The following is an 18,537-nucleotide window of genomic DNA, read 5'->3' on the forward strand; positions in this document are numbered from 1 at the left end:
ACTGCTGCTGACTGCACTCAACGTGCCGTTGGCGACGCTCAGGTCGCTGTTGTCGAAACCGGTCACCGCTTCGGAGAAGGTCACCGTGACCAGGGTGGTTTCGCCGGCCTTCAGGGTCGGGTCGGCAATCACGACGGTCGCGGTGGGCCGCTGGCTGTCGATTGCATAGTTGTTGGAGTCGGTGGTGCCGCTGCCGGCGTTGCCCGCCTGGTCGGTGACGCCGGTGTTGTCCAGGGTGATCAGGTTGGTGCTGTCGGTGACGTTGCTGGTCGGCGTAAAGGTCGCGGTCCAGGTGAGACCGCCATTGCTGCTGCTGACCGCGCTCAGAGTGCCGTTGGCGATGGTCAGGTCGGCGTTGGTGAAACCGGTGACCGCCTCGGAGAAGGTGATGGTCACCTGTGACGTCTCGCCAATCGCCAATGCGCTGTCGGCGACCACGATGGTGGCCGTGGGTCGCTGGGTATCGATCGCGTAATTATTGGAGTTGGTGGTGCCGGCGCCCGCATTGCCCGAGCCGTTTTGTACGCCGCTGTTGTCCAGCGTGATCAGGTTGGTGGTGTCGGTGATGGCATTGGTCGGTGTCAGCGTCGCGGTCCAGGTGATACCGCCGTCAGCGCTGCTCACCGCCGTCAAGGTGCCATTGGCGACGGTCAGGTCGGCGTTGCTGAAACCGGTGACAGCCTCGGAGAAGGTGATGGTCACCAGCGAGGTCTCGCCGATGGTCAGCGAATTGTCCGCGACCACGATGGTTGCAGTCGGGGCCCTGGTATCGATCACGTAGTTGCCGGAGTTGGATGTGCCAAACCCACCGTTACCCGCCAGGTCACTCACGCCGGTGTTCTGCAGCGTAATGATATTGGTGGTGCTACGGATATTCGCCGTCGGCGTGAAGGTCGCGGTCCACGTGATGCCGCCGTCGGCGCTGCTGACCGCGCTCAAGTTGCCGTTGGCAACGGCCAGGTCGGCGTTGGTGAACCCGGTGACCGCTTCGGAAAAGGTAATGGTCACCAACGAGGTTTCGCCCGCGCTCAGCGTCGGGTCGGCCAAAATAATGGTCGCGGTCGGGCGCTGGGTATCGATGGCGTAATTGTTGGAATCGGTCGTGCCGCTGCCGGCGTTGCCAGCCTGGTCAGCAATGCCGGTGTTGTCCAGGGTGATCAGGTTGGTGCTGTCGGTGACGTTGCTGGTCGGCGTAAAGGTCGCGGTCCAGGTGACGCCACCGTCGGCGCTGCTCACAGCGGTCAAGGTGCCATTGGCGATGGTCAGGTCGGCGTTGGTGAGGCCGGTGACTGCTTCGCTGAAGGTGATGGTCACCAGCGAGGTGACGCCGATTTTCAGCGCGTTTTCGGCCAGCACAATCGTTGCCGTTGGCCGTTGCGTGTCGACCGCATAGTTGTTGGAGTTGGTGCTGCCGGCGCCGGTGTTGCCGGCCCCGTCGCTGACGCCGGTGTTATCCAGGGTGATCAGGTTGGTGGTATCGGTAATGTTGCTGGTCGGTGTGAAGGTCGCGGTCCAGGTGATGCCACCGTTGCTGCTGCTCACGGCGGTCAAGGTACCGTTGACGATGGTCAGGTCGGCGTTGGTGAAACCTGTGACCGCTTCGGAGAAGGTAATGGTCACCAGCGAGGTTTCGCCGAGCTTCAATGCGTTGTCGGCGACCACAATGGTTGCGGTCGGCCGCTGCGTGTCGATGACGTAGTTGTTGGAGTCGGTGGTGCCGGTGCCGGTGTTGCCAGCCGCATCGCTGACGCCGTTGTTGGCCAGGGTAATCACGTTGGTAGTGTCGGTGATGCCCGCGGTGGCCGCGAGTGTGCCGGTCCAGGTTACGCCGCCATCGCTGCTGCTGAGCCCGCTGACGGTGCCGTTGGCAACGGTTAAATCAGCCGAGGTAAAGCCGGTGACGGCCTCGCTGAAGGTGATGGTCACCAGGGAGGTACCGCCGATATTCAGCGCGGTAGTGGCCACCACGATACTGGCGGTCGGCCGCACGGTGTCGATGACATACGCGTTGGACGTGGTCGTGCCGCTGCCAGCGTTGGTCGCCGCGTCGGTATACAGGGTGTTGTCCAGGGTGATGACGTTGCCGCTGGTATTGTTGCCGGCGGTGGGCGTCAGGGTGGCGGTCCAATGGATATTGTCGCTGGTGGTCAGGTTGCTCAGGGTACCGTTGGACGCCGTCATGTCAGACAGGCTGAAACCGGCCACGGCTTCGCTGAAGGTAATAGTCACCGTGCCGTTGGCCGTGGTGCTCAGCGTAGGAGCGCTGACCGAGAGCGTCGCGGTCGGCCGCACGGTATCGATGGCATAGTTGTTGGACGTGGTGGTGCCAACCCCCGCGGTGCTCGTCGAAACGCTGCTCACACCGGTGTTGTCCAGGACAATCTGGTTGGTGGCGCTGGTGGTACCCGCACTCGGGGTAAAGGTCGCCGTCCAGGTGATGCCGCCGTCGAGGGAGTTGACCGCACTCAGGGTGCCGTTGGCAATCGTCAGGTCGGCGTTGGTGAACCCGGTTACGGCCTGGTTGAAGGTAATCGTCACCGGTGACGTACTGCCGATATGTTGGGCAACAGTGCCGACCACAATGGTCGCCGTCGGCGCCGGGCTGTAAGCCGTGTTCGCGGTTGCGCCGATATCGTTGAACAGCCCGTTGACGGCTGTCGGCTTGTTGCCTGGCGAGGCGGCGGTGGCCAAGCCACCGTTGCCACTGGCACCGGTGTTGGACGTCCCCCCCAGGGTCGCGAAGTTAGCCGCCGTGATCAATACCGCGCCTTTGTTCCAAATGGCACCGACCCCCAGGCCACCGTCACCACCATTGAACGTCGTGCCGCTGCCTGCCGCCGAACCGCCACCACCGCCGCCGCCGGCACCGATGTTACCGGTAATCGAGCTGGTGCCGACGATGGTCAAGGTGGCGCCGCTGGCGTTGTAAATACCGCCGGCCGCTGCGCCGCCCTTGCCACCGGCCGCATTCCAGCCGGAACCACCGCCGCCGCCGCCGATCGACAAGCCGCCAGAGGCTGCTGTGCCGCCAGCGGAACCGTTGGTATAGCCGTAGATGCCGGTCGAACCGGCACCGCCGGTGCTCGAACCGCCGATACCGCCCATGGTGCGATAACCACCGCCCGTACCGCCCTGGTTGGCGGTGCCCGCGGTGCCGGCGTAGATACCGCTCCCGTTGCTGGTAATGCCGCCATGCCCACCGGTGCCGCCGCCCACTGCGCCGCCCCCGCCGCCACCACCGCCGACATCGCCACCGGCCACACCACCACCGCCACCGCCACCCGAGGCTGCGTTGGCTGTCACGGTGACGTTATTCAACGTCAGGTTGCCGAAGTTACTGATCCCGGCCCCGAGCAAATTGGCCGCCGTCGTCGCGCTACCGCCAGTGCCGCCGTCGCCGGCCTTCAGGCCCTTGGTAATCACCAGCCCGTCCAGGGTCGCGGTAACCCCGGAATTGACCGTGAGCACCTGGGTCTTGTACTGCCCGCTGATGGTCACATCCGGCGTGCCGTTGTGGTCGAGGTCGCCTTCGATGGTGAGGTTTTTGGTAATCACCAACTGCGAGTTGAGATTGACCGTCATGCCTGGCGTGTTGAAGGTAACGGTATCGCCCGCCACCGCACTGCCCAGGGCCGTGCGCAGCGAACCGATGCCGCTGTCCGCCCCGCTGGTCACCGTGATCGTCGCCAGGCCGTATTGATACGCCGACATCGACTGATACGACAACGCGGTGTGGTTCTCTATAGAGCCCGTGGCAATCTCCAGCGTCCAGTCGCCGCCCGCGCCGGTGCGGTTGCTGGACGCGGCAATATCACGTCCGGTCAGGCTCGCCAGGGAGTCGACAAAGCTGATGCCCTTATCGCCCTCTGCCGTGTTACAGGCATAGATCAGGATATCGCCACCAACATTCATGTCCTGACCGATCTGCGCCAGCACTGCGCTGCGGGCCGCGACGTTATCGGCCGACAGGTAAGTGCTGCCCAACCACAAGTCGCCCGAATTACCGTGAGCGACTATTTGTACCGAACTCACGCCCTGGTGGCTGCCCAGGTAGTCGGCAATCTGTTGCAGACCATCTTTGCTGGCATCCAGCTGCACCACCTGGGTACCGGGAGCGACGCCTTTGAGCAGGTCGGCGGCGTCCTTCACGCGCGCATCGACGAACACCACCGCCTGGCCTGGGACGGCAACCGGTGCCGGTGTGGCCGGCGCGTCGGTTTGCGCGTGGGTGTCCTGGCTGGCCGTCGCGTGATCCGCCGTCGACGCCTTGGCCGCCGCATCCGCAGTGGCATGGCTGTCCGCCTGGGCGGCATCGACCACTGTGGCCGCGACCGCGCCGTCAAACAGCATGCGGGGTTCAAGGAACATGATCATCGGCGATGCCGGGGTGGTGGCGCCTGTTGTTGCCTGCCGTGCCTTACCTTTGCTCCACCACATGCTGCTCACCCGCTTGTCGAAGACTGTTACTCGAAACGAAAAAAGCCGCAATCAGCTGATTGCGGCGTCGGCCTTGGTACGAATGACATTGGCGGCGCTCAACGAGCCATCCCGCCAGAATTCCATGTGCGCATACTGCTCGAAGAGGTCAGGCGGCAGGATGGTGCGCCGAGGCTGCAACGCGACCTTGGATTTGACCCGATGCAGCCCGCTGACGCCCAAGGCGTCATCGAAGTCCGGTGCGTCATAACTGAGGTTGTCGAAATCATGCTCGAACCACGGCTCGCCGATAAATTCGTAGACGAGGCGCATCACCCGCTCAGGCGCCTGGGACAGCAAGTCGTAGTCAACGACCAGCATGGAATCGGCGTTTTCCCCGTAGTACGCCTCTTTGAGCGCCGACCAGGCATAGCCCACCAGGCGATTGCGCTGGCCCAGCGTTTCAACACGGCTGTAGACCGTGTTGCGCTCGACGTCATCGTTGAACAGCTTGGTGTTCTCGAACGGGTTGGCGCGATACAGCCGCTCAAGGCTGTCCATGATCCAGGCCACATTGCGCACGCAGGCGATCACTTTGGCCTGGGGGAACAGGTCATGCAGCGCGGGCATGCGCGCGCACCATTGGCGGTTGGTGTCGAAGACGATCGGGAGAGCGGTTTTGTCGGCGTAGTACGAATCGAACAGGCCGCGCAGCAAACGGCGCCGGGTGTCGGCGTCAATCACCGAACCAAACTCACTGCCGGCGCTGCATTGCCCCAGCACGCCGTTGAACAGGGTGCCTACGGGGCTGCTCATGCCGGCGTGAAACCGCGGGTTCTGCAACAGAATCGCAGACAGCAAAGTCGAACCGGAACGCGGTAATCCGGAGATAAAGTGATACTGCAATCCGTTCACCACTTTGTAGGACGAAAATCCATTTATGGGCGAAGCGTAGCTGAGGATTACAGTGTCGACTAGTGGTTATTTGCCACCATTTCGGCATTCGTCCAATGCCGATTAGAAATTAGTGGCAACCCTCTGGTTGCAAAGGCTCTGGACCGCGGCACAGCACAAACAACCGCGCGCGTGCCCCGCCGCCATCCTGGCGCAGAAGCTCGCGCCAGCCATCAGGAATCGGTGCGAAATCATCCGGCGGCTCGGTGCTGCTGACCAGCCACACACGGCGCGTATCGGCCGGTAATGCCGACAGGCGGTCAAGGTAAATACGCCCACCGTCCTGGTCGACCAGCGTACCGAATCCATAAGCGTTGGGTCGGGTCGACGTGCCATCCGGTTTTGGCGGCGTGTAGAGCTGCAATTGGGCGTCGGTCTGGTCGTAATACACATAGCTGAGGTACCACAACATGTCGCTGAGGACGATGCGGTCGTCTTCCTGGTAATTACGGTTGATGAACTCCACCGGGACATTGAACTGGTCCTGCACGTCCACGGTGGCGTTGTTCTTCAGCCCCAACAATTCCACGCCTGCGAACACCACGAACAGCGCCGCCCCCAGCCACGAAAGGCGCGTCGGCAGGCGGTCGATGGCCACTGCCACGAGGATCGGCAAACCCAGTGCGTACACCGTGAGGTAGCGCTCGATAAAGACCGGTGAGATGAACGACACACCGTATACCAGCAGCAGCGGCAGCAGAAAGAACGCGGCCAGCAGGCAAGCCGGGCGATAACGCTCGCGGTCACGCCAGGCGGTGAGACCCACCACGGCGATCAACAGCAGTGGGAACAGCCAGAACAACGGCGGCCAGAAACCGATGCCTTCGTCCTGAAGCACGAACTGCCAGACCATCGACGGCACCGAAATCAGTGAAACCGGGTCTTCCCAGCCGATGTCACCGCCGACCTTGAGCTGCTCGACATGCTGGATCAGGTCTAGCAGGTTCGGCAGCCAGGGCAGGTACAACGCCACAATCAACGCGTTAGCGCACCACCAGGACGGACGAAGTATCAGGCGTTGGCCCCGCGCTTGAGACGTACACAACACGCCCAGCCACGCCCAATGCACCAGCACGCACAACGCGGTGAAGTAATGGGTGTAGAAAGCGGCCGCCATCAGCAGCGAATAGGCCGCCAGGTAGCGTGTGCGTTGAGGCTGACGGACCCAATACACCAGCGCCAGCGTGGCGCCCAGCAGCCACACGGCCAGCAGCGAATACATGCGCACTTCCTGGCTGTAACGCACTGCCGTCGGAAACAGCGCCAGCAGGACACCCGCCAGCACGGCCGCGCGACGGGTCGATAACTGTCGTGTGAGCGCGATGCCAAGGCCCACCGCCACCACGCCGGGAATGGCACTCATACCGCGAATCGACCAGATGCCATCGCCAAACAACCCGATCCACCCGCGCAGCATGAAAAAGTACAGCGGTGGGTGCACGTCATGGGCCGCGTGAAACCACAGGTCATCCATGGCGTATTCACTGAGCAACAGGCTTGAGCCTTCGTCGGCCCAGATCGCCGAGGCGGTCAGGCCATAGAAACGCACGGCCATCGCCAGCGCCAGGATCGGCACCCACCATAAGCGGGCCAGCCAACCGGCACCCTCCCAGGCGGCCGAGAGGCGATTGACTGCGGGAAATGCCCCCACTTTGTCGTCTTGCTCTACCACAGACCGTCGCACCTCAAATCCCCTCATACCGCCCATTAACCGGGGCGAAACCTGCGCTCGCGCAAACAAGCGCCACTCTAGGACAAACGCCCCGGTTTCGCTCGCTGTTTTACAACCGCCAGGCGCCGCGCAAAACCGCCGACTACGCTCTGCGATGACACCAGATCGATTGGCGTCACACCCACGCAAATCCCACCACAAGGATGAAAGAGCATGGAAGTATTCATCGGTACCATTCAACCCTTTGCGTTTAACTTTGCCCCGCAAGGCTGGGCCTTGTGCGAAGGTCAGATCCTCTCACTCAATCAATACCAGGCGCTGTTCGCCCTGATTGGCACCACTTACGGCGGCAACGGCAGCCAAAACTTCGGGTTGCCGAACCTGCAAGGCCGCTTGCCCATCGGCCAGGGCAACGGCGTAAACCTGTCACCGCGTGTTATCGGTGAGTTTTCAGGCACCGAAAGCGTCACCGCCACCCAGGCCAACCTGCCCGTCCATACCCACGCCACCACAACCCTGGCGGCCAGTACCTCAGTGCAACTGACCAGCGCCGTCAGCAACCCGGTGACAACACCGACCGCCACCAACGCCTACATCGGTGCATCCGGCACCGGCCCCGGCAGTGCTTCGATCTACTCCGACCAACAAGGCGCCAACCCGGTGGCGCTCAAAGGCGTCAACACCACGTTGACCGGCACGATTGCGCCGGCAGGCCAGGGCTTGCCGATGGGCACGATGAATCCGTTTCTGGTGATCAACTTCAGCATTGCCCTGACCGGACTCTTTCCATCACGCGGCTAAATACTCGGCCGGGGCTCACGGGCCTCGGCGCTTTTGAACGGGAGCCTTCTATGTTGAACCTGGTCACCTCTGAGCATTTTCGACCGCTGCTCAATTGCAGCAGCATGCTGTACCTGCCCGACGGCTCGGCGCTGCCGATCCAGATCCAGCACCTGACCGAAGCCCCCAAGGCCACCCTGCCGGGCAGCCCACGCGGGGCATTCAGTGTGTTGTTCGAAAGCCTTGGGCCCACCGACTTCGTCGACGGTTTATGCCGTTTGCCGTTGGTGGACACCTGCCTGGAACAGGTGTTCGTTTCCCGCGAGCCCGCCATGGGCCGTGATGAGCAACGCGGTTACTTCTGCATCGTGTTCAACTGAGACGGGTACCACACCAACCGCTGCGCAGCGGGCGTTTCTTCTTCCACACAAAACCCCAGCGCCAGGTAATGCTGGCGCGCATGGGGGTTGCTCGCCCAAACCACCGTGGCCACCGGGCAAAACACCTGGGTGGCCGCCTGCTGCACACCTTGCAGCACCGCACGGCCAAAGCCCTGGCCACGCGCGGCGGGGATGAATGCCAGGTACAACACGCGGATTTCATGGGCGCCAAAATCCGCACTTAAAGCGCCGATGGGCGTGCCCAACTTCTCGATCACGTAATGCAGGGCGCCGGGGAAATGCGCGTCCAGGCCCTGTTCCTGCACGTGGAATTGCTGGGCAATCACTTCTTCCACCAGCGCCTGCTCGCCGTCGATCCACTGCAAATCCGCACGCGCCGAGCGGTACAGGCGCTGCAAAAACGGCCCGTCGCTGCTGCGTGACGGGCGTACCACCAAGCCTTGCGCCAAGGCGCCATCCTTGTTCAACATTGCGTTCAACTCCTGTCAGAACCCGCTTTCCCTCACACCCAACGCGGCGGCGCGTCGCCAGGCCACGCCCAGCACCGACTCACTGCGGCCTTGCAACACCACCAAACCACGCAACGGCTGATGGGGCGTATCGATCGGTTGCTGGCTTTTCAAGCGCGCGCCGTACTGGGCCTGCAACGGCTGCGGGCGTTGATTTTCATCGCGGCGCACGGCAATCGGCCCGTGGTGGTCGGACGTCAGCGCCTCTTGATCCAGATAGGCCACACCATTCGCGTCGATGTCGGTCAACTCCACCGGGATCGCCGCGCGCATGGGGTCATCGGCGATAAAACGTCCCGTCGCGCCCGGCGCCACCCGCCACAGTTCGGCTTCGGCGAGGTAACCACGCAGCCGCGCGCCCTCTTCCACCACTTGCGCCAGCGGGTCTTTGGGCGACAGCCAGCGGCCCACACTCAATTGCGGCAGTAAATCGCGTACGGTGCCGGCGTGAGGCGCCCGTAACAGCAGGCGCTCGCGCTGCGCCGCCAAACCTCGGTATTCGGCCAACGCCTGGGACAGGCGCTGATCATTGATCCCGGCGTCCGCCGCCGTTTCGCTGCGCCCGGCCTGGCGGCGCATCTGCAACTGCAGGATGTCCACTTCGCGGCGCACGATGCTTTGCCGCGCATCCAGGTCCGGCGATTCCAGCTCAATCAGCACCTGGCCCTGGCTCACCACCTGCCCGTCCACCACCGACAAGGCCTTGACCCGCGCTGCCACCGGCGCATGCAGCGCACTGGAGCGCCCGGCCTCAAGCATGGCCGGCAACTCCACGGCGCTGCGCCACGGCAGCACCAGCGCCAGTACAATCAGCAGTAGCGCCAGGCCGCTGAGCAGCACGCGGGGAGCATAGGCCTGGGTGCGGCGGCTCCACCACTCGCGCCACTCCTTGAAAATCGGCAGGAAGATGAACCACACCAACTCGACCAGCATCAGGAAGATCCCGAGCAGCTTGAAGAACAGGTGATACACCGCCAGGGCAATCCCCAAAAACAGCGCCGCCCGCCACAACCACGCCAGGTAGCCCCAGCCCAGCAGTCGCCGTTGCATCTTCGGTGACCACGGCTCCGGCGCCGGCTCGCCATAGCCGAACAACAGCTCACGCAAGCGCCAGCGGCACAGCGCAAAAGCACGGCCTTGCAGGTTATCGACGCCCCACCAATCACTGATCAAAAAGTAACCATCAAAGCGCATAAAGGGGTTGAGGTTGATGGCCAGCGTGGTCAGCCACGTGGCGCTGGCCAGCATGAACGCCGCCGTGCGCGCAGGGCCATCGGGCAACAGCGACCAGGCCAGTAAGGCAATGCTCGCCAGCAGCAATTCGGCCATCACCCCACCGGCGCCGATCATCAACCGTGCGCGGCGATCATTGACCCGCCAGGCATCGCTGACGTCGGTGTAGAACATCGGCAGCAACACCATGAACGCCACCCCCATGCTCTGCACCCGGCAGCCGGCGCGCTTGGCCATAAAGGCATGGCCGAACTCATGGCACAGCTTGGCAAAGAACAGCGCCACGCCAAACGCCAGGGCGCCGCCGAGGCTGAACAGGTGCGGGAAAGTCGCCAGAAAACGCTGCCAGTCGCGCGCGACCAGAAACACCCCCAACCCCAGGATGATCGGCAGGCCGTAACGCAACAGCCCCGGCCCGAACCGCGCCAGCCAAGGCCACGCCCGGTTGAGAAACGCGTCGGGGCGCCAAAGCGGAATACGGAAAAACAGATACTGGTGCAGCAACACCTGCCACAGGCTTCGCTTTTGCGCGGCGGCTTTATGGAGGTAACTGGCGCGCTGCTGCGGGTCGAAGGCGGCGATCAAGTCATGGGCGCGCAGAAAGCTCAGCAACTCCTCGACTTCGCTGCCGCCCAACGGCAAACCCGGCTCTCGGTTGGCCGCCTGCAGGACGTGTTCCGGGTCGCCCAGGGACCAGTGGCGCAGCAGGCGAATGGCGGTCGCGCCGAGTTTGAAATAGCGCCCGCGTACCGGGTCGGCCAGGGTCCAGCGCGGCGAGCCGTCCAGGGCCGCGCCGGCACTGGACAGCTGCAGGTCTTCACGCAGTTTGGGCAGGCTCATCAGAGGCCAACGCTCTGGCGCAGGCCCGCCAGCGGCCTACGTAACAAATACAGGGCCAGCGGCGCACGCTCACCATAGATTTTTGCCGTGCCGCGCAGGCCGATACGCGGCGGCGCTTGATCAAACTGTGCATCGAGTCGATAAGCAAGCTGGCCGCCGGGCGTGGGCTGCGCTTCATACGCCGCACGTTGCAGGGTCGCCAGATGGCGTTGCAACGGGTCGCTGTCGAGGAACAGCGCCACTTGGGCGTTGGGCGCCAGGGCAATCGCGTCACCCACGGCCAGCTCGATGCGCAACTCGGCTTGAGCCGGGTCGGCGATCTGCAACAGGCGTTCGCCGGTTTGCACGGGTTTGCCGGTCCAGCGTTCGGCGTCGGCAAACACGGCGATGCCGTCGCGCTCGGCGCGTACCTCGCTGCGTTTGAGCAGTTCGCGGGCGTAGTCGCGTTCGGCGCGTTTTTGCTCGACCCTGGCCGCCAGCAGGTCGATGCGCGAGCTTGATTCGGCATCCGCAAACGCTCGCTGGGAATTGGCCTTGAGCTCAGCCTCGGCCACGCCCAGTGCGCGTGCCGCCACATCCGCCTGGGCGGTGAGCGTGGTGCTTTCGAAGCGCAGCAGCAGGTCGCCGGTTTTCACCGCCTGGTTGGGTTTGACCAGAAACTCGGCAATCACCCCGTCCAGCGGCGCCGCCACCACTTGCCCGGCCAACGGCACCACTTCGGCAGGCGCCAGCACCGATTGGCGCACGGGAATCAGCAGCAGCAACAGCAAGGCGACCACCACCAGCACCTGGCGTTTGCGCGTGAGGCGCAACCGCCACGGCTGACGCGGTTGCAACGCGTGCCAGGCGTGGCTGTAGGTATCGCCCAATTGCGCCAGCAACACCTGCTCGGCCGGGGCCCACGGCGTATCCCGCGCCAGCCACAAGCCGCCGAACACCCGGCCGTGGGGATCGATCAACGGCAGCCAGAACACATGCCCGGCGGACAGGCTTTGCCAGTCGGCCTGCACCGCGCCGCTCAACTGTTCGGCGGGAACGACACGTGCAGTCTGGCCCAGCGCCTGCTTATGCAACTGCGCCACCGCTTGCTCGACGAAAGCCACAAACGGCGCGTTCGGGTCGACGCTGCTCACCGCCGTCACAGCCTGTATCTTGCCGGCGATCAACAGCGCCGCATGGCGATAACCAAATAGCGGCTGGCCGTCATTGACCAGGCTGTAGGCCAGTTGCTCGGTCGTGCGTGCGGCGCGAGTCTGGCGTTCCAGCTCCAGAAACTGCGCGAACACCCGCTCGATATGCCCCGGCATCGGTGCGTTCATTGCAGTTGCGCAAAGTGGGCGGTGCCGCTCATGCCGGCCATCAAGCCAGTGGCACTGGGCAACGTGGCGACCAGCAGCAGGGTTTGGCTGCCCTCGTCGATGCGCGCGCCAAGGCGTTTGACGGTGGCGCTGAACGCCTTGCCGGTTTCGTCTGGAGTGAACTCGAAGGTCTGGCCGGGCTTGAGTTTGCCCATCCAGCGCGACGGCACCAGCAGGTGGATTTCAAGGCTGTGGTTGTCGACGATTTCCAGCAGCGGCGCCCCGGCCGACACGCTTTCATAGCGCTGCACCTTGCGTTGCACCACTTGGCCGTCAAACGGCGCCAGCACACTGCAGCGTTTGACCTGCACTTGGTAGACCTGGGACTGGGCCTGGGTTTCGGTGAGCTTGGCTTCGGCACGCGCCACTTCAAACCGGCCAACCGAATTGAGCGCCGCCAATTGCTTGTTGTGGGCCAGCTCTTCATTGGCGCCGCGGCTGGCAGCCTGGGCGGCATTCAGTTGGGCCTGGTAAGCCGAACAATCGAAACGCGCCAGGGTGTCGCCTTTCTTGAACGACTCGCCCTCACTGAACGGCAGTTCGACAATACGCCCCGACAACTCGCTGGCCAGCATCGCCTGGTCGCGAGCCCGTAGCACTCCGCGTGCTTCACTGCCGTTGCCGGCATTCGCCTCGGGCGGGTGATCCAACAGCGGATCGTCCGCCATCGCCAGTTGCGCTACGCCAATCAGACACGAAATCCCAAACATCCAGCTACGCAACTGCTCCATACGTTTACCACTCCCTGATGATGCCGGCAGTCTAGGGCAGCAAGGTCAAATTGCCACTACCCACAGCCGACAAATCTGAATTTATTGTAGGGCGCCGCCGACGTATTTGCAGGTGTGCGTTATTATTGCGGCCTTCCAAGGATCCAGGATCAAGGACACGCTCATGCGCATCGGTTTTCTGTCACCTCTGGCCGTGGCATTGCTCGCCGGCCTTTCGTTCCAAGCCCAGGCCAGCGGGGATGACTCGTGCTACCCCGATTGGCGGGTGTCGCGCGACAGCCTTGAAGGGTGCAGCAACCTGCCCTTCCTGAGCCCGGGCAATGACAGCCGGGTCAACCTGCGCCTGTTGCTAGCGGACAAGCAAGTCGCGCCGCTGACGCCAAGTGCATTGAGCGAAACTGACCTTGAGGAAGGCTTCGGCCCGGTGCCGTTCCCGGTGTATCGCCTCACCCCAATGACCGACGCAGCCGTCGAAAAACCCGAGGCGGCGCCTACGCCCAGCAAACTCGATGAGCTGCTCGCACCGCTGGGCATTCAGCGTGAAAACGACAAAGCGGCGGGTGACGCGTTCCTGACCGGCGAAGGCAGTCGCTGCCGCAGCAACGATGACAGCAGCGCCACGGCGTTTATCAGCCAGGTGGTCAGCGCCGACCTGCCTGAAGCGGAACGCCGACTTTTGGTCACTGGCCGTCTGAGTCTGCTGGGCGCCTGTACCTGGGAGGGCGCAAGCCTGGGTGACCCGGAGCACATCCAGTCCGCCGCAGGCCGCGAGCTGCGCACGTATCTTCAAGCCGCTGGCGACTTCTACAGGGGCCGGTTCGGCGACGCACAGCGCGGCTTTGTCGCCGCCGCCAGCGCCAGCCTGCCCTGGGTCAAGGAAACGGCGCTGTACATGATCGCCCGCACCGAGTTGAACCAGGCCCAGGAAAACGCGTTCGACGAATACGGCATGCCGCAATTGGAGCATGTGGATAAGGCCGTGTTGGCCGATGCGGATACCCGCTTCAACCTGTACCTGAAAACTTATCCACAGGGCGAATACGCAGCTTCCGCTCAAGGCCTGTTGCGCCGGGTGCATTGGCTGGCGGGCGATACCGACAAGCTGGCAAATGACCTGGCCGCGCAACTGAGCAGCGAGCAGCGCAACGTGTCGTTGGACGACCTGGTGCAGGAAACCGACAATAAGCTGCTGAGCGCGACCAACAAGCCTGCGGCCAACCCGCTGATGCTGGCCCTCAACGACTTGATGTGGATGCGTGCCGGCAACCCGCCCAAATTGACCCGCGACGCTTTGGCCGCGCAGAAGCCGGTGTTCGCCGAGGAGCCAGCGCTGTACGACTACGTGCAAGCAGCGTTTGCGCTGTACGTCGAGCATCAACCCGACAGCACGTTGAAACTGCTGCCTCAGGACGTACCCGCCAACCTGGGCTACCTGGCGTTCAGCCAACAGACCCTGCGCGGCCTCGCCCTGGAAGCCAAGAATGATTGGAAAGGCGCCGAAGCGCTGTGGCTGAAACTGTTGCCCCTGGCCAAGCAGCCCTTGCAGCGTGACCAGTTGGAACTGGCCCTGGCGATGAATTACGAGCGCAGCGGGCAACTGGCCAAGGTGTTTGCCACCGACTCGCCGATCAGCGCCAAACAGGTGCGCTACATCTTGCTGCGCAACATCGCAGGCCAGGATTTACTGCGCCAGCAGATTACCCAGGCAAGCGACCCGGCCGAGCGTGAAACTGCGCAGTTTGTGCTGCTGTACAAAGACCTGATGCGCGGCCAGTACGCCACCTTCGCCGAAGACTTCAAGCAACTGCCGGCATCCGTGCCACAAGACAAACTCAGTACCAGCCTGGGTTATGTCTATGGCGATGGTCGCTCGTTGCAGCTGTTCCAGTGGAACGGCGATAAACCTGAAGACGGCTACGCGTGCCCGAGCATTGCGCAAATCGCGAGCGCCCTGCAGGCCGATCCGAAAAACCCCAAGGGCCTGAATTGCCTGGGTGAGTTCATCCTGCGTAACCATCTGGATGGCATGCCGCTGGACCAGGCGCGCGCGGCGGGCAGCCTGGGCAGCACGGCCTCGCTGTTCAAAGGCGAGACCTTCTCACGGCTCGACGGCTACCGGCAGGTCATCGCCAACCCCAAGGCAGCGCATAACGACAAGGCCTATGCGCTGTTCCGTGCGATCAACTGCTATGCGCGGGCCGGTTACAACAATTGCGGCGGTGAAGATGTGGATAAATCCGTGCGCAAAGGCTGGTTCCGCCAGCTGAAAACCGGGTTTGCCGACACTGAGTGGGCCGAGTCCCTGAAGTATTACTGGTGAAACACCTGTGGCTAGGCTTGCTATTGCTGGCAAGCCCGGCCTTTGGCGCTGTTGACGCCCGCGACTATGACGCCTTCTGGCTGTGGAGCGGCGTCACCCCACAGCCGGTACTCAAACAGGCAAAAACCCTCTACATCCTCCAGGGCCAAATCAACTCCACCCGGCGCGCGCCCCAGCTTGGCGTGCAGTTTATCGCCCAAGGCATCAGCGTTCCGCGCATCACCCAGGGCGACGTCTGGGTGGTGTACCGCGCCCACACCCTGCACTGGCCGGAGCAGGTCTACACCCAACTGCTCGGCCAGGTGCAACGCTGGCGCGAGGCGGGCAACCCGGTGGTTGGCATCCAGATTGATTTCGACGCCCGTACCCAATACCTGCACGAGTACACACGCTTCCTGCGTGACCTGCGCCAGCGCCTGCGCGCCGACCTGAAGTTAAGCATCACGGGGCTTATGGACTGGAGCAGCAACGCCGATCCGGCCGCCATCGCCCAGCTCAAGGGCGTGGTAGATGAAGTGGTGGTGCAGACCTATCAGGGGCGCCACAGCATTCCGGATTACGCGGCGTATTTGCCCCGGATGAACCGGCTGGGGCTGCCATTCAAGATTGGGCTGATTCAGGGTGGCGTGTGGGACGAGCCGGGGTATTTGAAGGGCAGCGAGTGGTTTCGCGGGTATGTGGTGTTTTTGCAGAACCGGTGATCACGCAGTACTCCCTGTGGGCGTGGGCACGCCCGCGATAGCGTCAGTCCAGTCAACGTGGTGTTGAATGATCCGCCCTCATCGCGGGCAAGCCCGCTCCCACAGGGAGAGGTCTTCAGCCTGCAGGAAGGGAGGCTGTTTCAGGGTAGACGGATTGCCACCCGCCGCCCAACGCCTTGTACAACCCGACCATGGCCAACGACACGCCGGTGGAGCTTTCCACCCACTGTTCCTGCGTCGCCAGCAGCGCGCTTTGCACCGTGAGCACGTTGACGAAATCCACCACGCCTTCGACGTACTGCTGTTGCGCGGTCGCCAGCGCGATCTGGTTCTGGCGCACCGCTTCGGCGAGGCTGTCGCGGCGCAGTTGACTGGCGTTGTAGCGGGTCAATTGGTCGTCGATTTCATGCCAGGCGCGCAATACGGTTTGCTGGTACGCCAGCGCCGCTTCCTGCTGCTGGGCCTCACGCAGGTTCAACATGCCTTGCAGGCGCCCACCGTTGAACAGCGGCAGGCTGAACTGCGGGCCGAAGGCGAACGCGCGCGAGCCCCACGAACCGAAATCTGACAATTGCAGCGCTTGGGAACCGAGGCTGCCGGACAGGGTGATACGCGGGTAGAAATCGCCTTGGGCCACGCCAATGTTGGCGGTGGCGGCGTGCAAGCGTGCCTCGGCCTGACGGATATCCGGGCGGCGTTCGGCCAACTCCGACGGCAGGCCGATCGCGACCTGGCGCTGGGTTTGCGGCACGGCGGCGTCTTTGGACAGTTGCGCGTGCAGCGCTTGCGGCGGCTCGCCCATCAACAGGCTCAGGGCGTTGATCAGTTGGTCCTGGCGCTGCTGCAAATCCGGCAGGCGCGCGTCGATGGCAGCGACCTGGGCAGCGGCTTCGGCCACGTCAAGGTCTGTCGCCACACCGTCGGCCAAGCGCAGTTGCGAGAGCTTGAGGCTGTGCCGGGCCACGTCGAGGTTTTGCTCGGTGACCGCACGGGTGTTCTGCACACCGCGCAGTTGGATGTAGTCCTGGGCGGTCTCGGCGAGTACCGATAAGAGCACCGCACGGCGGTCGTTCTCGGCGACTTGCAGGGTGGCGTCGGCGGCTTCGGTTTCACGTTTGACGCGGCCCCAGAAGTCCAGCTCCCAGGCCGCAGAGAAGCCCGTGTCCCACTGGTTGTAAGCCGACCGGCCACCCTCACCAGACGGGTCGTTCAGGCCTTTGGCGCTGTTGCGTTGGCGCCGGTAGTCACCCGTGGCGCTGACGTCGGGGTAACGCTCGGCGGTGGTCACCTGGCGTACCGCGCGGCTTTGTTGCAGGCGGCTGCTGGCCAGTTTCAAGTCGAGGTTATCGGTGACGGCACGGCGTGTGAGGGCCGAGAGTTGCGCATCGTGGAACACGTCCCACCAGCGCTCCTGCAACGGCTCGGTGACGGCGCGGCTGGCGGCCTGACGACCTTGAGGCTCGCTCCATTGCGTGACGTGTGGACCTTGAGGCCGTTGGAAATCCGGGCCGACGGTGCACGCGCTCAGGCTGATCAGGCTCAAGCTGAGCCAGACAAATGACTTCATTGCTGGGCCACCTCACGCGGTTGCGCGAGCGACTGGGTGTCGACACTGGCCTCCACCGACATGCCGACGCGCAAGCGCTCGGTCAGCGGTTGGTTCGGCTCGAGGATGATCTTCACTGGAATACGCTGCACCACCTTGGTGAAGTTGCCGGTGGCATTGTCCGGTTTGACCGAGGCAAACGTCACGCCGGTGGCGGGCGCCAGGCTTTCCAGATGGCCGTTGAGCAACTCGCCGTCGAGGCTGTCGACACGCACCTGCACCGCCTGGCCAGCGTGCATATGCGACAGTTGAGTCTCCTGGAAATTAGCCACCACATAGGCCTCGGCCAAGGGCACCACCGCGAGGATCTTGCTGCCTGGCGTCACATAGGCGCCGACCCGTACCGCACGCTCACCGACCATGCCATCCACCGGCGCAACGATGCGCGTGTATGACAGCTGATAACTGGCCATTTCCAGCGCAGCCTGGGCCCGTTTGAGCCCACCGGCGGCCGCATCACGCTGGGCGGTGAGGATTTCCACTTGCTTGCGTTCGGCGGCCAACACCGCCGTGGCACTGGCCAGGCGCGCGGTGGCCTGGTCGATGCGGGTCTTGGCCTGCTGCGCGTTCTGCACGGTGCCGGCCGCCACGCCGGCGAGGTGGTTGTAGCGGTTCAGTTCATGCTCGGCGAAGGCCACTTCGGCGCGGTCAGCCGACACGGTGGCCTGGGCCTGGGCGATCACCGAGCTTTGGCGCTCCAGGGTGGCGGTGGCGTTTTTCAGTTGGGCTTGGGCAACCAACGTATCCGCGTCGGCGGCTTGGGCGGCCGCGCGAAAATCACGGTCGTCGATCAATGCCAATAATTGGCCGGCTTTGACACGCTGGTTATCTTCCACCAGCACTTCCTTGATGAAGCCGGCAACACGCGGCGCCACCAGGGTGAAGTCGGCGGCGACGAAGGCATCGTTGGTGGTCTGGCGCTGGCTGCCCAGCACGCCTGGCGCGACCCGATAAACCAGCACGCCGACGGCAAACACAGCAATAACGGCGACGGCAATTTTGTCTTTGCGTTTCAT

At 63.5% G+C, this 18,537-nt stretch carries 13 protein-coding genes; 4 read left to right on the top strand and 9 right to left on the bottom strand.

The genetic code is table 11. The features are described from left to right. The 3 genes from A7D21_RS26225 to A7D21_RS26235 form a co-directional block, all read right to left on the bottom strand. Positions 1–4,437: Ig-like domain-containing protein (locus A7D21_RS26225; protein ID WP_141718274.1), on the bottom strand; the 4,437-nt coding region annotated here is incomplete at its 3' end. 51 nt (positions 4,438–4,488) lie between these two features. After that, the gene (locus A7D21_RS26230; protein ID WP_053253796.1) at positions 4,489–5,331 is read right to left on the bottom strand and encodes a sulfotransferase; all 843 of its coding nucleotides are present in this window, start codon (positions 5,329–5,331) and stop codon (positions 4,489–4,491) included. Between the two features lie 109 nt (positions 5,332–5,440). Then, complete coding sequence (locus tag A7D21_RS26235; RefSeq protein WP_053253732.1) at positions 5,441–7,054, bottom strand: glycosyltransferase family 39 protein; 1,614 nt, start codon at positions 7,052–7,054, stop codon at positions 5,441–5,443. Between the two features lie 201 nt (positions 7,055–7,255). On the opposite strand from A7D21_RS26235, the gene A7D21_RS26240 reads away from it, so the two are divergent. Together A7D21_RS26240 and A7D21_RS26245 are read left to right on the top strand one after the other, a co-directional pair. Then, a complete protein-coding gene (locus A7D21_RS26240) occupies positions 7,256–7,843 on the top strand; it encodes a phage tail protein (protein WP_053253731.1) in 588 nt (195 codons plus the stop codon). A gap of 50 nt (positions 7,844–7,893) precedes the next feature. Continuing rightward, positions 7,894–8,202, top strand: coding sequence for a hypothetical protein (locus A7D21_RS26245; RefSeq protein WP_053253730.1), 309 nt, complete (start codon positions 7,894–7,896; stop codon positions 8,200–8,202). On the opposite strand, the gene A7D21_RS26250 is transcribed toward A7D21_RS26245, so the two are convergent. From A7D21_RS26250 to A7D21_RS26265, 4 genes are read right to left on the bottom strand one after another with little or no spacing between them, the layout of a single operon-like run. Beyond that, positions 8,178–8,693, bottom strand: coding sequence for a GNAT family N-acetyltransferase (locus A7D21_RS26250; RefSeq protein WP_053253729.1), 516 nt, complete (start codon positions 8,691–8,693; stop codon positions 8,178–8,180). The two genes, A7D21_RS26245 and A7D21_RS26250, sit on opposite strands and share 25 nt — an antisense overlap. 15 nt (positions 8,694–8,708) lie before the next feature. Further along, positions 8,709–10,805, bottom strand: coding sequence for an HlyD family efflux transporter periplasmic adaptor subunit (locus A7D21_RS26255; RefSeq protein WP_053253728.1), 2,097 nt, complete (start codon positions 10,803–10,805; stop codon positions 8,709–8,711). Continuing rightward, a complete protein-coding gene (locus A7D21_RS26260) occupies positions 10,805–12,124 on the bottom strand; it encodes an efflux RND transporter periplasmic adaptor subunit (protein ID WP_053253727.1) in 1,320 nt (439 codons plus the stop codon). The genes A7D21_RS26255 and A7D21_RS26260 overlap by 1 nt, the downstream gene beginning before the upstream one ends. After that, entirely contained in the window at positions 12,121–12,894 is a 774-nt protein-coding gene (locus A7D21_RS26265) for an efflux RND transporter periplasmic adaptor subunit (protein WP_069553055.1), read from the bottom strand. Before A7D21_RS26265 ends, A7D21_RS26260 begins: the two co-directional genes overlap by 4 nt. 163 nt (positions 12,895–13,057) lie before the next feature. Between A7D21_RS26265 and A7D21_RS26270 the strand changes: the two genes are divergently transcribed. After that, the gene (locus tag A7D21_RS26270; RefSeq protein ID WP_069553056.1) at positions 13,058–15,214 is read left to right on the top strand and encodes an outer membrane assembly lipoprotein YfiO; all 2,157 of its coding nucleotides are present in this window, start codon (positions 13,058–13,060) and stop codon (positions 15,212–15,214) included. After that, complete coding sequence (locus tag A7D21_RS26275; protein WP_069553057.1) at positions 15,211–15,915, top strand: DUF3142 domain-containing protein; 705 nt, start codon at positions 15,211–15,213, stop codon at positions 15,913–15,915. The genes A7D21_RS26270 and A7D21_RS26275 overlap by 4 nt, the downstream gene beginning before the upstream one ends. Positions 15,916–16,030: 115 nt before the next feature. On the opposite strand, the gene A7D21_RS26280 is transcribed toward A7D21_RS26275, so the two are convergent. Further along, complete coding sequence (locus tag A7D21_RS26280; RefSeq protein WP_053253723.1) at positions 16,031–17,482, bottom strand: efflux transporter outer membrane subunit; 1,452 nt, start codon at positions 17,480–17,482, stop codon at positions 16,031–16,033. Then, a complete protein-coding gene (locus A7D21_RS26285; RefSeq protein ID WP_069553058.1) occupies positions 17,479–18,537 on the bottom strand; it encodes an HlyD family secretion protein in 1,059 nt (352 codons plus the stop codon). The genes A7D21_RS26280 and A7D21_RS26285 overlap by 4 nt, the downstream gene beginning before the upstream one ends.

This window comes from Pseudomonas sp. AP19 (assembly GCF_001728855.1).
Taxonomy (GTDB): domain Bacteria; phylum Pseudomonadota; class Gammaproteobacteria; order Pseudomonadales; family Pseudomonadaceae; genus Aquipseudomonas; species Aquipseudomonas fluorescens.

Bases quoted from the DNA above. Each gene is read 5' to 3' on its own strand.
- A7D21_RS26255 (WP_053253728.1), bottom strand. From the start codon at position 10,805: ATGAGCCTGCCCAAACTGCGTGAAGACCTGCAGCTGTCCAGTGCCGGC.
- A7D21_RS26285 (WP_069553058.1), bottom strand. From the start codon at position 18,537: ATGAAACGCAAAGACAAAATTGCCGTCGCCGTTATTGCTGTGTTTGCC.
- A7D21_RS26265 (WP_069553055.1), bottom strand. From the start codon at position 12,894: ATGGAGCAGTTGCGTAGCTGGATGTTTGGGATTTCGTGTCTGATTGGC.
- A7D21_RS26245 (WP_053253730.1), top strand. From the start codon at position 7,894: ATGTTGAACCTGGTCACCTCTGAGCATTTTCGACCGCTGCTCAATTGC.
- A7D21_RS26260 (WP_053253727.1), bottom strand. From the start codon at position 12,124: ATGAACGCACCGATGCCGGGGCATATCGAGCGGGTGTTCGCGCAGTTT.
- A7D21_RS26240 (WP_053253731.1), top strand. From the start codon at position 7,256: ATGGAAGTATTCATCGGTACCATTCAACCCTTTGCGTTTAACTTTGCC.
- A7D21_RS26270 (WP_069553056.1), top strand. From the start codon at position 13,058: ATGCGCATCGGTTTTCTGTCACCTCTGGCCGTGGCATTGCTCGCCGGC.
- A7D21_RS26280 (WP_053253723.1), bottom strand. From the start codon at position 17,482: ATGAAGTCATTTGTCTGGCTCAGCTTGAGCCTGATCAGCCTGAGCGCG.
- A7D21_RS26250 (WP_053253729.1), bottom strand. From the start codon at position 8,693: ATGTTGAACAAGGATGGCGCCTTGGCGCAAGGCTTGGTGGTACGCCCG.